17 protein-coding genes are annotated in these 20,970 nt (G+C 43.3%); 3 read left to right on the forward strand and 14 right to left on the reverse strand.

Going from position 1 to position 20,970, the window contains the following annotated elements:
* Nucleotides 1-51: 51 nt before the first annotated feature.
* From NG42_RS02735 to NG42_RS02785, 11 genes are all read right to left on the reverse strand, one after another.
* On the reverse strand, nt 52-861 hold the full coding sequence (locus NG42_RS02735; RefSeq protein ID WP_052897571.1) for a hypothetical protein: 810 nt from the start codon (nt 859-861) through the stop codon (nt 52-54).
* A gap of 18 nt (nt 862-879) precedes the next feature.
* Nucleotides 880-2,340 (reverse strand): lipopolysaccharide biosynthesis protein, encoded by a 1,461-nt coding sequence (locus NG42_RS02740; RefSeq protein ID WP_052897573.1) that lies wholly within the window; start codon nt 2,338-2,340, stop codon nt 880-882.
* Nucleotides 2,341-2,623: 283 nt separating this feature from the next.
* Nucleotides 2,624-3,652: a polysaccharide pyruvyl transferase family protein gene (locus tag NG42_RS02745; protein WP_052897575.1), complete on the reverse strand. Its 1,029-nt coding sequence runs from the start codon at nt 3,650-3,652 to the stop codon at nt 2,624-2,626.
* Nucleotides 3,653-3,781: 129 nt separating this feature from the next.
* Nucleotides 3,782-4,750 (reverse strand): glycosyltransferase family 2 protein, encoded by a 969-nt coding sequence (locus NG42_RS02750; protein WP_052897577.1) that lies wholly within the window; start codon nt 4,748-4,750, stop codon nt 3,782-3,784.
* A 290-nt stretch (nt 4,751-5,040) separates the two neighbouring features.
* A complete protein-coding gene (wcaJ, locus tag NG42_RS02755; protein WP_052897579.1) occupies nt 5,041-6,447 on the reverse strand; it encodes an undecaprenyl-phosphate glucose phosphotransferase in 1,407 nt (468 codons plus the stop codon).
* A gap of 70 nt (nt 6,448-6,517) precedes the next feature.
* A complete protein-coding gene (locus NG42_RS02760; RefSeq protein WP_052897582.1) occupies nt 6,518-7,606 on the reverse strand; it encodes a glycosyltransferase in 1,089 nt (362 codons plus the stop codon).
* Nucleotides 7,607-8,701 (reverse strand): hypothetical protein, encoded by a 1,095-nt coding sequence (locus NG42_RS02765; RefSeq protein ID WP_052897584.1) that lies wholly within the window; start codon nt 8,699-8,701, stop codon nt 7,607-7,609.
* A complete protein-coding gene (locus tag NG42_RS02770; RefSeq protein WP_156322227.1) occupies nt 8,698-9,669 on the reverse strand; it encodes a glycosyltransferase family 2 protein in 972 nt (323 codons plus the stop codon). The genes NG42_RS02765 and NG42_RS02770 overlap by 4 nt, the downstream gene beginning before the upstream one ends.
* Before the next feature lie 58 nt (nt 9,670-9,727).
* Nucleotides 9,728-11,905, reverse strand: a complete 2,178-nt coding sequence (wzc, locus tag NG42_RS02775; protein WP_052897586.1) for a tyrosine-protein kinase Wzc — start codon at nt 11,903-11,905, stop codon at nt 9,728-9,730.
* Nucleotides 11,906-11,917: 12 nt separating this feature from the next.
* Nucleotides 11,918-12,352 carry an arsenate reductase/protein-tyrosine-phosphatase family protein gene (locus tag NG42_RS02780; RefSeq protein ID WP_052897587.1) on the reverse strand — a complete coding sequence of 145 codons (435 nt, stop codon included), beginning with the start codon at nt 12,350-12,352 and terminating at the stop codon, nt 11,918-11,920.
* Nucleotides 12,353-12,358: 6 nt separating this feature from the next.
* Nucleotides 12,359-13,489 (reverse strand): polysaccharide export protein, encoded by a 1,131-nt coding sequence (locus NG42_RS02785; RefSeq protein WP_052897589.1) that lies wholly within the window; start codon nt 13,487-13,489, stop codon nt 12,359-12,361.
* 954 nt (nt 13,490-14,443) lie between these two features.
* Here NG42_RS02785 and NG42_RS02790 point away from each other — a divergent pair.
* Complete coding sequence (locus NG42_RS02790) at nt 14,444-16,015, forward strand: TerC family protein (protein ID WP_052897591.1); 1,572 nt, start codon at nt 14,444-14,446, stop codon at nt 16,013-16,015.
* Between the two features lie 155 nt (nt 16,016-16,170).
* On the opposite strand, the gene asmA is transcribed toward NG42_RS02790, so the two are convergent.
* The 3 genes from asmA to udk all read right to left on the reverse strand — a co-directional run bounded on the left by asmA (nt 16,171) and on the right by udk (nt 19,391).
* On the reverse strand, nt 16,171-18,018 hold the full coding sequence (gene asmA / locus NG42_RS02795) for an outer membrane assembly protein AsmA (RefSeq protein WP_052897593.1): 1,848 nt from the start codon (nt 18,016-18,018) through the stop codon (nt 16,171-16,173).
* A gap of 33 nt (nt 18,019-18,051) precedes the next feature.
* Nucleotides 18,052-18,633: a dCTP deaminase gene (dcd, locus tag NG42_RS02800; protein ID WP_052897595.1), complete on the reverse strand. Its 582-nt coding sequence runs from the start codon at nt 18,631-18,633 to the stop codon at nt 18,052-18,054.
* A gap of 116 nt (nt 18,634-18,749) precedes the next feature.
* Nucleotides 18,750-19,391, reverse strand: a complete 642-nt coding sequence (udk, locus tag NG42_RS02805; protein ID WP_052897598.1) for a uridine kinase — start codon at nt 19,389-19,391, stop codon at nt 18,750-18,752.
* A gap of 248 nt (nt 19,392-19,639) precedes the next feature.
* Between udk and NG42_RS02810 the strand changes: the two genes are divergently transcribed.
* Together NG42_RS02810 and NG42_RS02815 are read left to right on the forward strand one after the other, a co-directional pair.
* Nucleotides 19,640-20,257, forward strand: a complete 618-nt coding sequence (locus NG42_RS02810) for a phosphatase PAP2 family protein (RefSeq protein ID WP_052897600.1) — start codon at nt 19,640-19,642, stop codon at nt 20,255-20,257.
* 177 nt (nt 20,258-20,434) lie between these two features.
* The coding region (locus tag NG42_RS02815; protein WP_052897602.1) for an MASE1 domain-containing protein at nt 20,435-20,970 on the forward strand (536 nt) is incomplete at its 3' end.

A 20,970-nucleotide genomic window follows, 5' to 3' on the forward strand; every position in this document is an offset into this window, starting at 1 on the left:
GCTCCTTTTATTTTTCCAGCAAAACCAACATAGTAAGTCAGAGAAAACTCATCATTTCTTGAAATTGAATGAAGCTAATATCTTCCTGTTAACCATTCTTAAACCAATTACATTACTAATAAATTCCAAAGGGTCTTTTATAATTGCTTTAGGAGAAATGATCCTTCTAATTATTGATGGTGTTTGGCTGGTAGAGCTTGGTATACCAATGTTATAGATAGCACCTGGAAAAGGAAGGGGATGATATTCATTATTCATGGATTTCATGTAATCCTTAATGAATTTATGACTTCCAAGCAATTCCTTTATCTTGTCCATAGGTAAATGACCATGCTCGTCGAAAAATTGCTCTAAAAATGATACTTTAATAATATTCGACGTACCACATACCTTATCAAAATGCCTGTGTTTTAATATAAAACCACCACCAGAGTAAAAGTAACCACTTGAAATAAACCAGCCTGATTTAGTGCTGTTTTGGGCTACAAATTCTGAAAGAGAATTATGCACAAAATCATCATAGTCAACGACCATAAAATAATCATCGCTGGAACATAACTTTATGGCTTCATAAACCCTAAGACCCTTATCTTCTCTGACCTTATCATAGAAAAGTTGAAGGTCGATATTTTTGTCTGGCAAATGATTAAGAGGGAAATTAACCTTAACTATAGTGAAATGATCGTCTATCTCTGGAAGTTCTGTTCCTTCATTGGCAACGATATAGCAATGCCAATTATCGGAAACTTGACCACATATTGAATGGAGAGTGTTTTTTAAATTATTTTTTACTGAAACCCAATCCTGTACAGACAAATAGTGCCTGACAGGAATAATAAAATTCAAAATTGACTTTCTCATCGTAAATTTTCGACCTGGTTAATTTTTAACTAATTTCATCATGGCCATGATGTCTTTCTTAGCAATTACAACCATCACTAAAGAATAAGTCACAGCACAGGCAATCATTTCAATAAAAATAAATACAAGAGGGTTACCCACTGGAATGTAGTAAGCTATCAATTTAAAGACAGCAAACATAATTACTCCACCAAACATAGGTTTATATATATTTTTCATGTATTCCCATACATTTAACTCCAGGCATTTAGAAACATAAAAAATTGTAAATGGCCATATAAGGTAAGTTTTAATAGCGATTGCTGCCATTACATAAGTAGCGCCATACTTTGCGAATATTACAGCCAGCAGTCCGGTTGTTATCTGTTGCACCAATTGATATTTTAGAATCCAGGAGGTTTTGCCTAAACCCTTTAAAAGGGACATTTGCAAAGCTCCGATACACGATACAAAGCCGATAGTACAGCATAATTGCAGAGCCGGTATTGCCACGCTCCAGTGCTCACCAAAAACAATAGGAATTAGATAAGGTGAAATCATTATCAAACCCAGGAATGCTGGTAAGCTCACGAGAGATGAAATGAAGGTTGTTTTTAAAAAAATATTCTTCAGTTTTGGAATATTGCTCTGAACTGATGCATACAACGGATAAGAAACATTTGATAAAGCACCATTCAGCACATCTGAGATAACGCTAAATATTCTACGACTGAAAGCATATATACCCAACGTTGCAGCATTACCTACAAATCCAATTACTATATTATCTACGCTTACAGAGGTTACCAGTTTAGTCAGCGTTGTAGTGATACCGAATTTTTTTAATTCCTGGAAGCTTTGTCGATCGAATGAAAAACCAGGTTTTAGTTTAGCTGCAGACCATAATATTACAGCACTAATTAATGACGATGTAATCTGGCTAATTACAATAGCCCATACACCTCCATCGAAGAGTAATATTGGAACACAAACCAAACAAGAGCCTAATGAACAATAAATTGTTCTAATTCCTATCGACTTAAAATCCATTTTTTTCGTCAATAGAGAAAGTGGTAGTACGGCACAAGAGTCAAGAACTAATTTTATACCTATAACTGGATAAACCATTCGGAACGTGTCATCGAAAGATTTTAAATCCAGAGTCATTACGATTATCAGTGATGATATATATAAGGCACAAGAAGTTAATAGCATTAATAAAAAAACACTGTTTAAATGCTTTTGTTTAATATTCCTGTGCTGAATCAGAGCATCACCAAAACCTGCTGCACTCATACTTGTCAGCAACATCACAATTGTGGTGGCTAAAGTAATTGAACCTAGTTCTGCAGGTATAATCTGGCGTGAGGCCAAAGAGAATATTATAAATGAACTAAGCGCTGGAAAAAGACTACTGATGAAATACCAAATAAAGCCAATGAAGGTTTTTTTCGCTTTGTTATCTTCACCAAGAGTATCACTAACTTCTGTTTTTTTCATAAATTTTGATTACGTTATAGATGGAGTATATACGCCTATTTAAAGCAATACATCATGAAATTATCATAGTAGAAAACTATAAATATCATTTTTACGGCTGAGAGGTAATACCCATCCGCGTTCAGAACTTTTACTACTTGTAATGTTGAACTGTGAAATTTATTCAGGCGCTGAATGCATTATGTTTTTATTAATGATACACATTTTCATTAGGATATTAAGGCAGAGAACGGTGCTAAAACATCTATGGCATTCAGCGCAATATTAAAATAATGCAGTGAGCTTACTTTTGAGCCATTGCAATTAGCTCTACCTGGCGTAACCGCTCAAGTAATTTACTAACATTATCATTGAAAATCGTATCATCACTGAGCTGACCACTTGATAAGCTAGCCTGTCGTAATTTTTCAGCAGCCTGTTCGAGATAACTCTCATTCCAGCGTAGATTCATTCCTGTCTCCACCCCAGTAAAGATTTTATTTGGCAAAACGTGTGAGAGATATCGAGAGTATTTCAGATAAGTTGGCCACCAACTTGAGCTTTTTTGTTTACGTACCCGAATAAATCTTTCGATTGCAGAATCAACCGTAGCATCTTTCTGATAATATTTCTCACCATAAAGTCCGAGGCTCTTATTACGCATTGCCTCCCTGAATGAACTGCTGCCTAAAACTAATGGCTGATAACGTTCATTTATTGTTTGTGTCCAGTCCAGCCATTTAAAAGTATTTATTTGATCAGAACTTACCAGCGGAACCCATGGCACACGCATAGCATCAGCAATGATGGCAGCATGCATTGCATCAGCAAGGATGAGCTTTGCATGGCGAATTTTATTAATAATTTCCTTAGCATCGCCTTGAGGACTAACGTACTCTACGCCAGCCCTGCGACAGACCTCCTCCCATTGCCCTGTTTTAAGCGCATCATGATGTGGAATAAAAATGATTCCTTTACGCTCAGACTCAGGCACTACAGGGAATTCCGCTAAAGTGCTCAGCAAAGCTGCCCCATCAGTAATTGCTTTTTCCTTAGGTAGCCCTAATACATGCGCACTCAAAGGACCACGGACACTCAGGATATTCCAGCTGGCATCACCAAAGTTTGCTGGGGGAATGCCATACCCGACACCGCTACTAAAGACGACCCAATTTTTTGCTGCAGGCAAGTTGGCGCTTATGATTGTACCGATCCCAGCAAAACGAAAGCTTTCATCATTATCGAAAACACCAGGTAACAAATCTTGCCATAACCAGTCATTTAAATCGTCGCCGAAATTACCCTCTGGTGCTTTAAAATAATGAACCTTCACTTTACTCTCCTAAAATTGAAACTGTTAATTTTTATAAAGAAACTATAAGCTGTCATCGAAAAAAATCACATCAGACAAAACCAAATGGCCTGTCATTTAAAGCACAAATTATAAATTATTAGCATCTATTTATTCTCGCTTAGTTTTTTTTATTATCAATCTAAATAACCACTGAGTCCGAGTCATTAGCGTAATAAACAATATCATTTCTGCGGATGATAAGAAGGGTAAGATTCTTATTTTATATTTTTTATGTTCCCGCAAATAAAAACTGGCAACGCCTTTATCCTTAATCATAGCAAGTTCTTTACTAATCTTATAAATATGTACTTTTTGATCTTTTTCAATCTTACGGAATTTTGATAAAGTAGCCAGGTTCTTCAAGTTTGCTTCGATGATGTTATTGATTCTCTCCTGCGTTCGAGCAGTACTGAGCGTTCCAGAAGGATACTTATTATACTGATATATTAAAAAAGGAGCAGTAACGGTAGTTTCAGAGTTGGTTAATACATCAAGATTAAAGCAGCGATCTTCTGAATGATGCATATCCAGGGTGAAACGAATATCACCAATAGTTTTACGCAGGAAAAATTTATTCCAGATTGTACTTATACCATTATTTTTACTGAAGAAGTTAAATGCATCGAGAAACTGTTCTGAAGTCATTTCACCTTGAGGAGTAAGGTGCCGTGCAAAGCTTTTATCATCTTCAACATCATGCTCAATAAATGAAAATGCCCATACATCTGCCATACTACCTTCTATGGCAGCAATAGCGTCTATTGCTTCTGTCATCACAAGATCGTCCGGATCGCAAAACCATATATAATCTGATTTTGCCAAATCTATTCCCATATTTCTTGCTGTCGATACTCCGCCATTTGGTTTATTGATTAAATAAAAGTTTTGCAATCCTTCACTTTCAATAATTTTATTTATAATATTTTCAGTTCCATCAATGGAACCATCGTTAATCATAATGATATTGACAAGATCAGCTGGCAGTTGCATAGCCGACCGCATAAAATCTTTTACCAGATCGCGTTTGTTATATACAGGACATATAACATCTACTCGCTTACAGGTAATATCAGCCATTTCTTCCACCGAAATAATTTATTAAGGATGCATTTTCACAGAAAACAATAGATTCGCCTATTTATGGCGTTTTTTTTGAATTAAATTATTAGTTAACAGTTACATGCTTAAACAAAATGATTAATCATTTACAGTAATGAAAATTTGCATTCAGATCAATTCATAACAGTTTCATATCAACATATCTAAACAATGATTATGATAAATCTCGAAGCTTTTTTAGTAACCTTATTACTTAGGCACAGTAAAATATAGCCAGATCACTATCCGGCTATATTTTATTCTGAATGTTAGTAAGCCGTTTTACTTATAAAGCCTTTGAATATAGTCAAGAATATAATTCTAAGGTCTAAAGCAATACTCCAGTCACGGATATAAGCCAAGTCATACTCGATACGCTTTTCCATTTTTTCCAAAGTATCAGTTTCACCACGCCAGCCATTGATCTGTGCCCAGCCAGTAATACCTGGTTTAACTTTATGTCTCAACATATATCCCTGGATGATAGTACGATATTGCTCATTATGAGCTACTGCATGTGGTCGGGGACCAACAATCGACATATCCCCTTTAAGCACGTTAATGAATTGTGGTAATTCATCCAAAGAAGTCGAACGTAAAATTCGCCCAATTCGTGTTATACGTAAGTCACCTTTAGTAGCCTGAATGACTTTGTCACCATTCTCCATAACACTCATAGAGCGGAACTTCCAAACCATGATCGGTTTACCATCCATTCCGTAACGAATTTGGCGGAAAATAACCGGCCCAGGGGAAGTGATTTTGACCATCACTGCAATAGTTAACAACACTGGCGATATGAATAGCAAAATACATGTTGACAGGATGATATCTTCGATACGCTTCAACACCATATTCATACCGTTCATTGGAGTTTCAAACAACGGTACTACTGGTACGCCATTGATTTCTTCAGTGCGTGACTGCAAAACATTAAATGTAAAAATATCTGGAATTAACATTACTGAACAAGTCGTATCTGTGAGTTTTACCACCAAATCGCGAATTGACACTTCTTCCGACATTGCCATAGCAATATAGATTTTATCAATTTTTCCTTCACGGGCATCACTGACCAGCTTTTCCAGATTTCCACAGTATTCAATATTTTCATCCGAACCTTCAGCTACTTCATTCGCTACGTCAGAGTAGAGGCCGAGGACGTTCAAACCCATCCATGGAGCTCTGATGAAACTATTTGCTAACGTTACACCTATCGGCATATTGCCAACTATAGCCACATTTCGCGTGTTATAGCCCAACTTTCTAATCATACGAGCCAAGAAACGAATAGCAGATCGGCAAAATATAAAGCCAACAGAAACCAGAATAAACCACAGAAAATAGCTTTTAAAGTCGATCTCAATGGCATCTATGAAGGACATCAGCCCTGCAGTGATTAGAATGCTCAATGCCCAATTCCGTAAAATTAACTGAAGCTCAGTCGCAAAGCTAACTCCACGCCATGAGCGATAGAAGTCAGTAATACCACCTATCATTTGAAATAAAGTCAAAGCTGTCAGAAATAGCAGCCACCATAACGATGAGAATGTTTGAGAATGAATATGAGTAAGTAAGTAGAGTCCTGCAAACATCACAAAAATATCCGAAAAACGCTGCAACATCGAAATGATTGAAGCATTTGTTCTGGTGCGCAATCCGTGAACGGTTGTCATCTTATCTTCCTTGCCTAAGTCATGCGTTATCAGAGACATGATTTAGACCTCACTTTAGTTGATATGGTTATCACTTATTAAATAATTCAGCATACAGGGTGTGCGTTTTCGATATCATAGCTTGAGAGGTAAAGTTTTGGGTAAAGAAAGCGTTGCCTTTCTGTCCCATAACCCTCAATTCAGATTTGTCTAAGTTGTTCAACACTGATACTAATGAGTTCACATCCCCGTTTTTGAAAAGATATCCCGTATCGCCGTTTACGACCACTTCGGGTAAAGAAGTGGCATCACTGGAGATGACAGGCAAAGAGTAACTCATTGCCTCAAGGGGAACCATAGCAAAACCTTCCCAACGGCTAGGTATAACTAAAACATCGGCAGCGCGAAAATAATATTCCATCTGTCCGGACTTTAACCACCCTGTATATTCTGCATCAGGCAGTTTCTCTATTGCTTGAGAACCATGGACAGTATCACCGATTAATGTAAGTTTGATATTTGGATTGGCTACTTTTTTCATCGCCTCAATTAAAATATCATAGCCTTTTTGGTAATCGAAACGTCCAACAAAGAGTAGATTGATCTCATGGTTATCAACATCACTGTTATCTTTATTTGAGAGTGTCCTAAACCCTACCCCATTATGAACAACAAAAAGCTTATCCGGGTTAATACCATGTTCTTTTGCCTTGTCAGCTTCATATTGGCTAACGCATATAATAGCATCGGTCATAGGCAACAGTGCTTTTTCAATCAAAGCATATAATCGTTTCTTTTTACCGCTGGTTTCCATCAGAAAACTGAACGCATGTGGACAATAAAAGACTTTAGGTCTTACCACAGGATAGAGAAAAATAAGGCAAGTACGTCCAATGACGCCAGCGAAAGAACTATGTAGATGGACAATGTCAGGTTTAAATTTAAGTACGGTTTTACAGAAAGACACTGCAAAAGCAACTAACGCTCCAACCGAACGCCCTTCTCTTTTCCACCTGACAATATTTTCTTCATGTGCGGTATCCAGTTCAATCGCCTGGTCTTCAGGAATCAGGCAGCGAATTTGATAAAGTGCCTTATCATCCTGCTGTGCGGAGACCAGTTGCTTAAGTACGGTTGCAACACCGCCTTTAATCGTCTCTGCAGCATGAAGGATCTTCATTTAATCTTCCTTTTTGAATTTCCCAAAGTTTAAATACACATAAAACATCAAGGGATAAAATGGTGCCAGGTGACGAAGATAACTACCATAGTCCGGTTCAAATATGCTTTGCACAACGGTAAATGAAATAATTATCAGTGAAAATATAATGAGTATCGGATTACCTCTGGTTTGTAGTGCATTGTGTAAAGTTTTCCAGATACGATGAAACATTATAATAATAAAGAACGAAATCAGCACATAGTACGGTGATAGCAACAGTATAAGCGGGAATGGGAAATAAAACGTTACCCATGTAATTGTAACATTTATCCAGCCAAATATTGGATTCCCGGAACCTACCCAAGGTGTAATTAGAGTATTACTACCGTCGCCAGTTCTCTCGAGCCTATGTTCATTCACTGCAGTACGAAATGAGTCAACATCTATTCCCAATCCGTATTGAAACCCAATAGCCAATACTAGCAGGGATAGTATACACATAACAAAAATCCATTTTGCATGACTTATAAAGCGCGTCATGAATAACAGACCATAAAATTCAATTAAAAACAAAAACCAATAAGTTCGAAAATAGTAAGCATAAAATAAAGCAAATAGTGTCCAGATAATAAGACCGCCAATGCGACTATAAAAGGTCAGCAATAACGGCATAATCATGAGGAAAACTATAAAATCCTTACTTTGCCAGGTAAGGTTAATCATTGATGAGAAGCAAAAGAATAAAAACACTGATAAATCGATAAGATTAAGCGTCCCTCCTTTCACTTTTACAAAAATAAAAGTGTAAACACTAATTAATATCAGTGACGAAATGAGTGCAAAGACTATCGAACTTTGCTCAAAACCCAATAACTTATAAAAGTATGCAGTACTACCATATGAATTCCCCATGGCAAATCCATATGTATATTTCATAAAACTGAATATAGTTAGCTGGTCTGAGAAAAAGTAGGAATTCATCACCGATTCTTTAATCAGCGCAACACCTATCATCATAATCAGCATTAAAAGGAAAAGCATAAAGGTCATATGCGGATCGAAATAAAGATAGCGATCTTTTCTTAAACCAACCTTAAGTGATATAAATTTCATTCTTTTTCGCCAATTTGGATTTTCGAATTTTTATTATTCTCCGAGGAAATTTTTTTCATCATTATGGACATTAGTTTTTTTATTCTTTCATTCATCATTGCCATAAAATGTGTCAGTTTTATTTTCCCTGTGAAAAGAAAACTGAGATATATTTTAATCCCTTTAATCTTTTCATCTGAAGATAACAGATAACTATCTGCAATTATCTTTGCATAGAATCCAAACCAGATATGATCAGGAATTCGCGTTTTTATACTCTCCAGCCAGATTAGAGATTTATCGCGTTTACCATCGGATGAGATACGTGTAATAGCATCTGAATCATCATAAATGGTTAAAGCTTCATCAAGATAATAGAACTTAGCATGATTTTCTTGTAAGCGTAGAGCAAAGTCCCAGTCCTGATGTTTTTTTAGTTGTGGATCAAAACCAGTTATTTTTGCAATATTCGCATCCAACATCAAGGTGCTTGTTTGAAAATCGTTGCCAAGGAGCAGATACTCCATAATCGAACTAACATTCTTTACATTTTTATTTCTTCTAATGTGTAAACCTTCTGCACGCTTATTAAATTTAGCCGTCATGCATACACGGTCTTGAGTTGGTTGTTGCTGTAGAAAATCAAGTTGAGTGGCCAACTTTTCAGGTAACCACTCATCATCAGAATCAAGCAGGGCTATAAACTTACCCGTGCTACGCTCTATTCCTTCATTACGAGGACGCGTGCCACCACTATTGGCTTTGAGTTGTATAAAATTAACTCGTGGATCCATTACCGTCGCCATAACCTCTGCGGTATGGTCTGTAGAAGCATCATCTACCACAAAAACTTCAATATTCTCATGGGTCTGTTCAAGAACGCTGGTTAGGGTTTTTAGAATGATGTCAGCACGATTAAAGGTAGGAATTACTACACTAATTAAGGGTGCGGTAGAACTATCCATATTACTTATCTCAATATGATTCATTTTAAAAACCTTAAAAGCCAACCGGTTATCCGGTTGGCTTTTATCGAAGGTTTATTTATTAAGGCTTAGTTGATTCGTAGCTGTAGTGATAATAACCATAGCCATAGTAGCTGGCAGCTTTTTTCATTACCAGGTTGAGAATGGCCCCTCGGATTTCAATGCCACTCTGTTCAAACCTGCGCATACTGACTTCAACTTCTTTAACAGTCGTTTTCTCAAAACCTGCAACCAACATACTGGTTCCCGCCTGCAAACCAATTATTGCTGCATCGGTTACCGCCAGAATTGGTGGAGTATCGATAATCACAATGTCATACCGCTTCTGCACATCGTCCATCAAATCTACAAACTTCTGGCTCATCAATAGCTCAGAAGGATTCGGTGGTAACTGACCACGTGGAATGAAGTCAAGCCCTTCCACGTTTGTATTGCGGATTGCTTGTTCTACATTCGCCTGGTTTGACAACACATCAGACAGGCCGTGTTTGTTATCAGACTGGAACAGATCATGCGAGTAACCTTTACGTAAATCACCATCAATAAACAGGATGCGCTGACCAGACTGTGCCATTACCGCTGCCAGGTTACTACTAATAAACGTCTTTCCGATATCAGGACTGGTACCTGAAATCATAATTACGTTATTTTTCGCATCCATCATTGCGAAGTGCATAGTAGTACGCAGACTGCGTATTGCTTCAATCGATAAATCAGCCGGATTGGCGATTGCAAGTAATTCACCAGCACGTAGTTCTTTTTTGCCTTTGAATTTGCCAAGATCGCTAAGCTTACGATCTTTTTGCTGCTGCCATTCAGAAATAGGGATACTGGCGTAAACGTTAATACCGCTACTTTCCAGCTGCTCAGGACTTTCAATTCCACGAATAAGGATCGTTTTCATGATCACATAGATTGAGGAAATAATCAGACCCAAAATCAGTGATACTGCAATAATGATTACTGAACGAGGTGCAATTGGGCTTGCAAGTGCCAGTGCGGGATCGACTATACGCACATTACCTACAGTGCTGGCCTTATTGATGCTCAGTTCTTGCTGCTTGTTTAAGAGTTGCATAAAGACTGCCTGACCTGCATCAACATCTCGCGTCAGGCGGATGATTTCTTGCTGTGTTCCAGGTAAGCCGCTAATTTTCTTCTCGAGGTTTTTTTTCTCATCTGCCAGAGTCTGACGCTTTTCCAGCAAAGTACGGTAAGCTGGGTGCGATTTAGTATAGAGCTTGGATATTTCTGCCTCGCGGAATGTCAATTCATTCAGCTGATTATCGACGTTTACCATCGTATCCAGCATCGATTTTGCTTCCAGTGACAGATCTACTGAATCATTAGCCTGACGGAACTGATTCAGTTTATTCTCGGCCTCGTCAAGTGTTTGACGTACCTCAGGCAACTGATTTGTTATGAAGTTGAGGCTCTTTTCTGCTTCAGCTGATTTACGCTCAACATTCTGCAACAAGTAGTTTTCGGTAATTGAACGCAGAATCGCCTGAGTTTCATCAGGATCGGTACCATTAAGCGTTAGGGATAAAACGCCAGTATCCTTACCTTGATCAATTACAGTCAGCCGCGACACAAGATTGTTATACGTTTGCAGATACCCATTCTTTACTATGGTAAAAGAATCACCTGCCTCAGCATCAGTATCGGAAATCAAAATACTGTTGTTATCTTTCTTTGCCAGTACACCAATCTTACCACTCAGTACTTCGCCATCGCTGGAAGAGAGCGTGAAGGATTTATTATCGCCGATCTTCAGCTCCAATCCCTGGCCAATTAACTCTGGCGCAATGTTAAAGCGCGATACGTTGATCCTTTTTGGCTTTTCTCCCGTTAAGCGAGCCCAGCCAGCGCCGATAATAGGCGTATGATTTTCTTTAACTATTGTCTGAAGATTGAGATCTTCAACCGTTTTACCTAACACCATACGAGACATTAATAGTCCGATTTCGGCATCAGATCTCGGCTTGGAATCCGGCATGATACTGGATAACTGACTTAACACCAGGCTACCCTGACTCTGCTCTACCTGAACCAATGCATCAGCTCTATAAATTGGTGTTGCAAGCATTGAGTATATTACACCGACTAATGTAAATAAGGCGGTGACACCGAGGATAAGCCAACGGTGATCAACTAATGAACCATATATACGTGCTACATCAATTTCATCTTTAGCATCTGCAACTTTCTGCGTGCTATCTGATTTTTTATCTACCATTATTATGCCTGATTATCGGTTTAGTGCGTGAGCCCATTTCTGAGCGGCGTCATCCAATAAAAGATATACGGATTCAAAAGCTTCCATACTTTTTCTGTATGGGTCAGGAATCTCTCGTCCTGATGCCCAATGCCCAAACAGCATCGTCTTACCCCGGACTTCAGGTGCAATTTTTGTAATGTCATTGATATGTTTTTTTTCCATAACCAGGATCAGATCATAACTTCGGCACATTGAAGCTGTAATTTGTTGTGCGCTGTGGCTTTCCAGGGAAAGCTCCCTTTTCTCTGCCACAGCCTTGGCGCTGGCATCAGCTTCATGGCCAACCAATGCCCCCAATCCTGCGGAGTCAACTTTCAAATTGGGGCAGTACTTTCTTAACAGCCGTTCTCCGGTCGGAGAGCGACAAATATTGCCTACGCAGACAATTAATACTGAATTAAACATACAGGTTTACCAAGTTTTGATCTGATGGGTAGTACTGACACCATAGCGAACAGTGTTAATCGTCGGCAGCAACTGGCTGATAACACGATTCCAGCGCGTGAGTGGCGTTGCCGTGACGTAAACAATATCGTATGGCTGAAGCTGGAACTCAGTTCCCATCACCATTGCTGTGGCATCTGAGGTATCTAACTGATAGATATTGGCCATTTTTCCGCCTTGCTCACGGTTAGGACGTATTACAAATACCCCTGTCGCGTTAGCTACAGTCTGATCGACACCCTCTGAATTGCCCAAAGCTTCCGTCAGCGTCATACCGCTGCGATCCATTTTTAATGTCTGTTGCTTATTCACTTCACCCATCACAAACACTTTCAGGTCATCATTACGTGGCACGTAGAGAATATCACCTGGATAAAGCAAATAGTTTTGCGTGAGATCTCCATTTTGCATTAATGCTTGCAGCGAGATACGTTTCTCAACACCATTATGAGTCAGAACCACATTGCGCCAGTCTGCATTGGCAGATAAACCACCCGCTGAGTTAATGGCATCGAGAACAGTTAACGGAATGTTGGTAATAGCCTGTTTACCCGAAGTTCCAACTTCGCCGGTCACATAGACCTTTTGTGAGCGGAAACCAGCAATATTTACATCCACCTGCGGACTTTCAATATAAGTCGCAAGACGACGCTGTATCTCATCGCGCACTTGCTGGATGGTTTTACCCAATACACTTACCTTTCCAATGTATGGATAGAAAATAGTGCCATCAGAATGAACCCAGTTACCCGTATCGCTGGCACTGCGGTATTGACCTGCTGGAGTAGTCAATTCTGGATGATCCCAGACGGTGACGCTCAGGACGTCGCCGATACCAATGCGGTACTCATAGCCTGCAAGCTCTCGATCCAACTGAGGATTTGGTCGGGCAACTACAGGGGCAGTTCGCATCTGCTCAATCAACATCGGAGTCATTGGGTAAACGTTGACCATTTTATCGATATCATAATCAGCATCTTGCTGCTTAATCACATCTTTACCGCTTGTCGAAACGTTTTGCCCAGGGATTATGGTACAACCACCGAGCAGTGTTATTGACACCAGTAAGGGAGCCAACTTAAGTTTTGATTTCATCATTGAATTTTCATCGCTGTTGCTGATTTATTATCTTGAGCGGCCAACACCGCAAAGTGTTCGTGAACCATCTCCATCCACGTCCAGCTTTTTACCCAACTATTTAGTCCCATCATCAGGGAGCTACTCCCTGAAGCCAGCCTAATCAAATGCTGATTTACGCTGCTCATCAGGAAGTCCAAAAATTCGCATGCAACCGAAGGAGGAAGTGTAGCAATATGCCGCTAACCGACAAGCCGTAACTGTACGAAATCGCTGATTTTTGTCAGATTCATCCGAAGATACATTTTACGCAGATTATCACATCAAATTAAATAGAAACCACTTTATAGCTTTTATCTTAAAGTGGCCTGATAAAAGATATTTATGTTGACTGGCTGAATAGTAATGCTTAAGCAATTTCAGACACGCTACCGCCCCTGGCTTGCAGCTACCAACGCTGTTAGGAGGGACAGAGCTATTACGAGGACAAAGATTAGGTGAATTCCAGCGTTAAAACTGAAAACCCACCATTAAATCCGTTTCAGGGTTGTCTGCTTACCAGAGGCCCATTTATCACGATGTGATCACATAAGTTATGACCAGATTTTCATACTATTGAATGTTTGTTACAAGGGCGGGAAGCCAGATCCCGGCCACTTTCAGATTAAGACTAACTTAAATTATCCTATCACATTAATAATCAATAGGTTAGGCTTAAAAAAGAAATCAGTCGTTTCCGGAAAATTCTATGTTGATAATACTATTTTTATCGTTATTAACCTAAATTCGCTGCAATTTCCATCAGTATAAATTTTCCGCCTGTCATGCGGTGGATAAAAGTCGTGCGACACGCGTGTCTTTTGCCCATTTATCCTCAACTTAGGATTAGTCTTAGATAGCATTGCGTTTTTGCGCTTCCCGTTCCAATATCAGCATTAATCTGGTTAATGCATCTTATAAGGTAAATTACGTCGTATGGAATGGATCGCCGATCCGTCAATTTGGGCCGGTCTGGTCACGTTGATCGTGCTGGAGCTGGTGTTAGGTATTGATAATCTTGTTTTTATAGCCATCCTCGCAGAGAAACTGCCGCCTGCGCAACGCGATCGCGCGCGCGTAACGGGCTTGTTACTCGCGCTGGTGATGCGTTTGCTGCTGCTGACCTCTATTTCCTGGCTTGCCACCCTGACTAAACCGCTGCTTACTCTGGCAGGGCATCCGTTCAGTGCGCGTGACCTGATTATGCTGGTTGGCGGAGTATTCCTGTTGTTTAAAGCCACCATGGAGCTAAATGAGCGGCTTGAAGGTAAGGACGAAGAGCAGAATACGCAAAAGCGTGGCGCACGTTTCTGGCCGGTAGTGGCGCAAATTGTGGTGCTGGACGCCGTGTTTTCACTGGATTCGGTGATTACCGCAGTGGGTATGGTGGATCATCTCGCGGTGATGATGGCCGCTGTCGTGGTGGCAATTTTCCTGATGCTACTGGCCAGTAAGCCCCTCACCCGCTTTGTTAACAGTCACCCGACGATTGTTATTCTCTGTCTCAGTTTCTTGCTGATGATTGGTTTTAGTCTGATCGCCGACGGTTTTGGTTTCCATATCCCTAAGGGCTATCTCTACGCGGCTATCGGTTTTTCGGTGATTATCGAAGCGCTGAATCAGCTGGCGCAGTTTAATCGTCGTCGCTTCCTGTCGGCGAAGCTGCCGCTACGCAAACGGACTGCCGAAGCGGTGCTGCGCCTACTGCGCGGGCACCATGAGAATGCCGATCTCGATGCTGAAACCTCATCACTGGTGGCCGACCATAACGAAAGTCAGGGCATTTTTAATAAGCAGGAACGCCTGATGATCGCCCGGGTGCTGGGCATGGGGCAGCGAAGCGTTCGCAGTATCATGACGTCACGCCACGATATTGAGAATATCGATCTCAGTGATGAGCCGGCGAAAATCATGGAGCAGCTCGATCGCAATCAGCACACGCGTATTATCATCACCGAAAAGAGTGACGAACCGCTGGGGGTAGTGCATGTTATTGACCTGCTGCAACAGTCGCTGCATGAAAACTCTCTCGATTTGCGCGCACTGATTCGCCAGCCGTTGGTGTTTCCCGAGCAGTTGCCGCTGTTACAGGCGCTGGAGCAGTTCCGTAATGCCCGTACGCACTTTGCTTTTGTCGTCGATGAATTTGGTTCGGTGGAAGGCGTGGTGACGCTAAGTGATGTGATGGAGACGATTGCCGGTAATTTGCCCAATGAGAGCGAAGAGCTGGATGCGCGTCACGATATTCTGCAAAACGAAGACGGTAGCTGGACCGCCAATGGTCATATGCCGCTGGAGGATCTGGTGATGTATCTGAAACTGCCTCTCGATGAGAAGCGCGAGTATCACACCATTGCCGGGCTATTAATGGAGCATCTGCAACGTATTCCGCAGGAAGGCGAAGAACTTCAGGTTGGCGACTATCTGTTCCGCACCCTAAAGGTTGACAGTCATCGGGTACAGAAGGTGCAGATTATTCCGTTACAGGTTCCGGAATCGATAGCTTAAGACGGGAGCCGGAAACGGCTTCCGTTCTGATGGCATGCAGGGATGCAAATCTTCGGCACGGGCGGCGATAACGCCGCCCCTACGGGTAAGATGTTGATATCATTTGTGCAATACCGGCTCCCGGCCTGAGAATATGCCGGGTGCCGCCCCTGTAATTACTTCTTATCCTTCAATAATTGCTTCGCATCTTCGCTGTTTTTATCGCCCTGATTACGTTCAATCCAGCTGTTAATCCGCGATTTGGCTTCGTCCTGAATGCGTTTACGCAGCACCTGGTCAACCTGTAAAGAATATTGCAGGCTATCCCACGCGCCATACAGCCGCAGCGGGATAGCGGTTTCTGTCAGTTTTTGCACCAGTTCGTTATTGCCCTGCCAGCCATTGATTACCTTGATGTTAAAGGTGATATCACACTGCTGACTGTCGAGGTCAATAATACCTTTGCCCGCGAGATCAAGCATCGCTGAACGCCCTTGCAGGTTGACCAGTGCCATGGAACCATTGTCGAGCTGGAGCGAGCCTTTCAGGTGCTGTACTTCAGTGTAGCTGACATCAGAGTCAGTGCCACGCACCTGATCGCTGCTGCGTTCAACCGCACGCTGAATCATCTGCTGGAAATTCAGCCCGGCCAGCCGCGCATTTTGCATAGTCATCTCAGCGTTGCCACGCCAGTGTTGCTTGAAATCTTCCACGCTAAGTCCATTGCCGTGCAGTTTTCCCTTCATTGACAGCTTGCCACTGACCGTTTCCGGCAGTTCGAAAGCTTTCAGCAACGGTGCCAGCTCAATTTGATTGAACACCGGCTGGAAGGTGACCTGAGTCAGTGGATTACGGATATTCACCGTGCCTGGCAGTGAGAAATCGCCGGAGTCAGTTTTGCCGGTCAGGGTAGCAATATTCATCGCCCCGTGGTCGTTACTGCCGGCAAGCTGTACCTGGCTGAAATCCATACCGCGCCAGCGCAACGCATCAATCTGCATCCTCAGCGTCGCCGTGATGGCATTGAGCGGTGAGTTTTCATTGCTGCGTTCGGCTGGCTGGGCAATCACCGGCGCGCGGCCAGCGGTATGTACCTGCGATGGATGGGCGTCGCTGACGGTTTGCAGAAAGTTTCTACCGACAAGCGTATCGATATCCAGCTTCGGCGCATGAAGATCGATATTGAGATCCGGCGTAGCGCCTAACTTTCCAGAAACAGTGCCATTCAGCTGACTGTTATTGACAGTTAACGCGATATTTTTTAGCGAGAATTGCTGGGTTTCATCCAGCCAGTCAGCCAGCAGCGATGCTTCACCCTGCAAGCCTTGCGGCGGTAAATCCGCCCCTTTTAACTGCCAGCTGAGTCGATCAATATTGCCGGCAATGCGCTGTGGATACTCAGTGACATCCATCGCCCCGTTCAGTGCCAGCTGAAGCTCACGTTGATCGCGACTGACGCGCGTCGTCAGTTCCACACGGGCTTGTTTACGGTCGTTTTGCGCCAGGTTGAGGTTGATATCGCGGAAATTAATTTGTTCACCGCCAGCCTGTTGCCAGACCAGCAAGCTGTCCGCCACCTGCAATTTGGCGATATCAAATTTCCAGCCGCTGACCGGTTCCGGAGCCGATGAGCCAGATGGGCCAACCGGCGCATTTTCCGGGCGCTGCGCCTCGCTTTCAGGGGTAACGCGGATCACCGCGTTTTTCAGCATCACCTGTTTAACACTGAGCTGATGAGATAACAGCGGCAGAAGATTGACATCAAGGCGCATATTTTCCGCATTAATCAGCGGCTGCTGCGCGCCAGGTGCGGTGATCGACATCCGTCCGGCAAGAATGCTCAGCTGCGGCCAGACGTGCCAGCGCAGATTGCCTTGCAGCTCCAGTTTATAGCCACTGCGCTGTTCAACTTGCTGCACCATATAGGCACGAAAATCGTTGGGATTCACCAGCAGTACCAGCGCTGACATGCCTGCCACAATTACTACCAACAATATGGCCAGCGTGGTAATCAATCTTCTCATCCGATCCTCTTATCCGCCTGAAGCGCCAGGCTGTTAGTCTTTATCAATTCGGCTGGCAACCGCGCCTTGCTGATCCTTATATTTCGCATCCTGACGACGGTTATAAGGGCGCGCAGCCGGACCTGACAATGGTTCAAAGCTTAGCGCACCAATCAGCATTCCGGGGCGTAATGCTAAAGGAAGCTTACCGGAATTATAGAACTCAAGAACTATGCAGCCCTGCCAGCCGGGATCGATACGATGGGCGGTGACGTGAACCATTAAGCCAAGACGCGCCAGCGACGAGCGCCCATCCAGCCAGCCGACCAGGTCATCAGGAATCGTCACCGACTCAAAGGTGACCGCCAGCGCCAGCTCTCCCGGATGCAGAAAGAAGGCTTCCCCTTCCGGCAGCACGATTTCATCGCTCATTACCCGATCGAGTGCCGCGCTGACTTCATTTTTTGGCCCGCTTAAATCAATAAAGGCAGCGGTATGACCGCGAAAGGTGCGAAATTTATTGCCCAGGCGCACATCCACCGTTGCGCCACTGATGCGCTCTACCGGTGGACGCGGCGTAATTTCAAGCTTGCCGCTGTCAAGCCAGGCTTCGATATCGCGATCGCATAATCTCATCGCCGTCTACTCCATCACTGTATTGGTTGCTAACACTGCCACAGGGTTAGCGCAAACGCTATGCCAACCCTGTCATTTTTAAGGCATTTAATCATCGGGTGGCAAGCACGCCGCCGCTACTCGAAGAACTGATTGATCTTCGCTTTCAGAATATCGATCGCGATACGGTTTTTACCGCCGCGCGGCACAATAATGTCAGCATACTGTTTGGATGGCTCAATAAACTGCAGGAACATTGGGCGCACCGTTTTTTGATATTGTGCCATCACCGAATCCATCGAACGCCCACGCTCATTGACATCACGCTTCATACGACGCATCAGACAAATATCCAGTGGCGTATCAACGAAAATTGAGAAATTCATCTCCTGACGCAGACGCGCATCGGTCAGCAGCAGAATGCCTTCCAGAATAATGACTTTTTTTGGCTTCAGATGGATAGTTTCTTTGGTGCGGGTGTGGTCAACATAGCTGTAAACCGGCAATTCAATCGCCTGCCCCGATTTCAGCATCTGCAAATGTTGCAGCAGCAGATTGTGATCCATGGCGCTGGGATGGTCGTAGTTGGTTTTTACCCGCTCTTCCATGGTGAGGTGGCTTTGGTCTTTGTAGTAGCAATCTTCCGGGATCACGCCGATATGTTCATCGCCGACCTGATCGCGAACTTCACGATACAAGGTACTGGAGATTAAGCTTTTCCCCGACGCTGATGCGCCTGCGATTCCTACAATGACGCATTGGTGAGACTTGTCAGTCATAAAATTAAAGACCTGATAACTATGTGACTAATCGATAAGGCGGAGTCGTTTTGCTCTGCCTTATTGACGGGTCAGGAATGAGAGGGTTGTTTCGCTGGCAATTATAGGGATTTAGCTGAAGTGATGCCAGAAAAAACCGGTATCGCGCTTTTCAGAAATTCCCCCTTTGGCGCAAACTGTTTTCCTCGGTAAACTCATGGTTATCTGGCGCGCTGGCCTGAAGTCCGTTATTACCCTGAAGGAAAACTATGTCCTGGAACACATTAAGCTATCTTGGTGACAGCATGTTGCTCATCCCCACCGCAGTGATTATTGCGCTGGTGATGCCGTGGAAAAATAACGATCGGCGCGCCGTGTGGTTCTGGATTGTGGTTTTCTGCCTCGCCGGCGCGCTGGTCAGCCTGTCTAAAATTGCGTTTATGGGGTTTGGCATTGGCAGCGCACGCTTTAACTTCACCGGTTTTAGCGGCCACAGTGCGATGTCCGCTACCCTGTGGCCGGTGATGTTCTGGCTGCTGTCCGGCCGTTTAGCTTCAATGGCGCGCGTCACAGCGGTGGCGGTCGGCTATCTTATCCCATTGATGGTCGGCTTTTCGCGTCTGGAGCTGGATGTCCACTCCACCAGCGAAGTGGTCAGCGGCCTGTTACTGGGCTATACCCTGAGCAGCGCATTCTTGATCTCACAGCGCAGCTCTCAGCTAAAAGGGTTTAGTGTGGTGCAGCTTTGCGTCGCGCTGCTGGTGCCGGTGCTGCTGTTCAGTCATGGCCGCCTGGCGACCACCCAGGGCTTTCTGATCAATCTCTCCAAAGAGATCACCGGCTTAAAGAAACCGTTTACCCGTACCGAATTATTGAAACAGCATTAACCAACGGGTTTTTTATCGCCCTCTTCCGGCCGCGCGGTTTCCCGGTTATGGCGCGCATTATTTCGCTTTGCCACAAGCATTGCACAACGAATGTGCTAGCATGCAACAAGAAACGAGTATTGTTGAAAGCGTGTAAATCAGCCTGTTCGGCTCTCAGGCATGCAGCTGGAACCGATGATGACAGCAGATATTCTCTCTCACCGACTCACCACTTCAGGGTGGGGAAAAGCGTTAATCCTGGGCGCGTTAAGCTTCGCGCTGACGCTATTTTGTATTGAACTGATCATGGTCAATGGCAATATCTCGCCATTATGGTTTCCCACCACCCTGATGACCGTGGTGGTGTTCCGTCACTCCCTTGCTGCGCTGTTGCCGCTGCTGCTCAGTTGTCTGGTCGGCGTGGTGTTAGCCAATGCATTAATGCTTGGTGTGTCGTGGGCCAATATTAGCTTTCCGCTGGTAAATTTATTGCAGGCTTTGGCTGGCGGCTTTCTGCTGCGGCGGGTTCTTGATCGTAAAGCGCCCCTTAGCTCGCTAAGCAGCTGGTACAAAATGCTGGCGGCCATTGGAGTTGCCGCGCCACTGTTCGGCGGATTGCTGGCTAACGGCTTGCTGAATGATGCTGGCGCTCCGCCACTGCACTTTATCGCCACCTGGGCAATATCAGAAATGATCGGGATGCTGGCGCTGGCGCCGGTTTGTCTGCTGTGGCG

Origin of the sequence: Winslowiella iniecta (assembly GCF_001267535.1) — a bacterium.
GTDB classification, from domain to species: Bacteria; Pseudomonadota; Gammaproteobacteria; order Enterobacterales; family Enterobacteriaceae; genus Erwinia; species Erwinia iniecta.

Coding starts and splice junctions, on each gene's coding strand:
- udk (WP_052897598.1), bottom strand. CDS start 19,391: ATGACTGACAAGTCTCACCAATGCGTCATTGTAGGAATCGCAGGCGCA.
- NG42_RS02750 (WP_052897577.1), bottom strand. CDS start 4,750: ATGGCTGATATTACCTGTAAGCGAGTAGATGTTATATGTCCTGTATAT.
- wcaJ (WP_052897579.1), bottom strand. CDS start 6,447: ATGACAACCGTTCACGGATTGCGCACCAGAACAAATGCTTCAATCATT.
- NG42_RS02790 (WP_052897591.1), top strand. CDS start 14,444: ATGGAATGGATCGCCGATCCGTCAATTTGGGCCGGTCTGGTCACGTTG.
- dcd (WP_052897595.1), bottom strand. CDS start 18,633: ATGAGATTATGCGATCGCGATATCGAAGCCTGGCTTGACAGCGGCAAG.
- wzc (WP_052897586.1), bottom strand. CDS start 11,905: ATGGTAGATAAAAAATCAGATAGCACGCAGAAAGTTGCAGATGCTAAA.
- NG42_RS02735 (WP_052897571.1), bottom strand. CDS start 861: ATGAGAAAGTCAATTTTGAATTTTATTATTCCTGTCAGGCACTATTTG.
- asmA (WP_052897593.1), bottom strand. CDS start 18,018: ATGAGAAGATTGATTACCACGCTGGCCATATTGTTGGTAGTAATTGTG.
- NG42_RS02740 (WP_052897573.1), bottom strand. CDS start 2,340: ATGAAAAAAACAGAAGTTAGTGATACTCTTGGTGAAGATAACAAAGCG.
- NG42_RS02765 (WP_052897584.1), bottom strand. CDS start 8,701: ATGAAATTTATATCACTTAAGGTTGGTTTAAGAAAAGATCGCTATCTT.
- NG42_RS02785 (WP_052897589.1), bottom strand. CDS start 13,489: ATGATGAAATCAAAACTTAAGTTGGCTCCCTTACTGGTGTCAATAACA.
- NG42_RS02810 (WP_052897600.1), top strand. CDS start 19,640: ATGTCCTGGAACACATTAAGCTATCTTGGTGACAGCATGTTGCTCATC.
- NG42_RS02770 (WP_156322227.1), bottom strand. CDS start 9,669: ATGAATCATATTGAGATAAGTAATATGGATAGTTCTACCGCACCCTTA.
- NG42_RS02760 (WP_052897582.1), bottom strand. CDS start 7,606: ATGAAGATCCTTCATGCTGCAGAGACGATTAAAGGCGGTGTTGCAACC.
- NG42_RS02780 (WP_052897587.1), bottom strand. CDS start 12,352: ATGTTTAATTCAGTATTAATTGTCTGCGTAGGCAATATTTGTCGCTCT.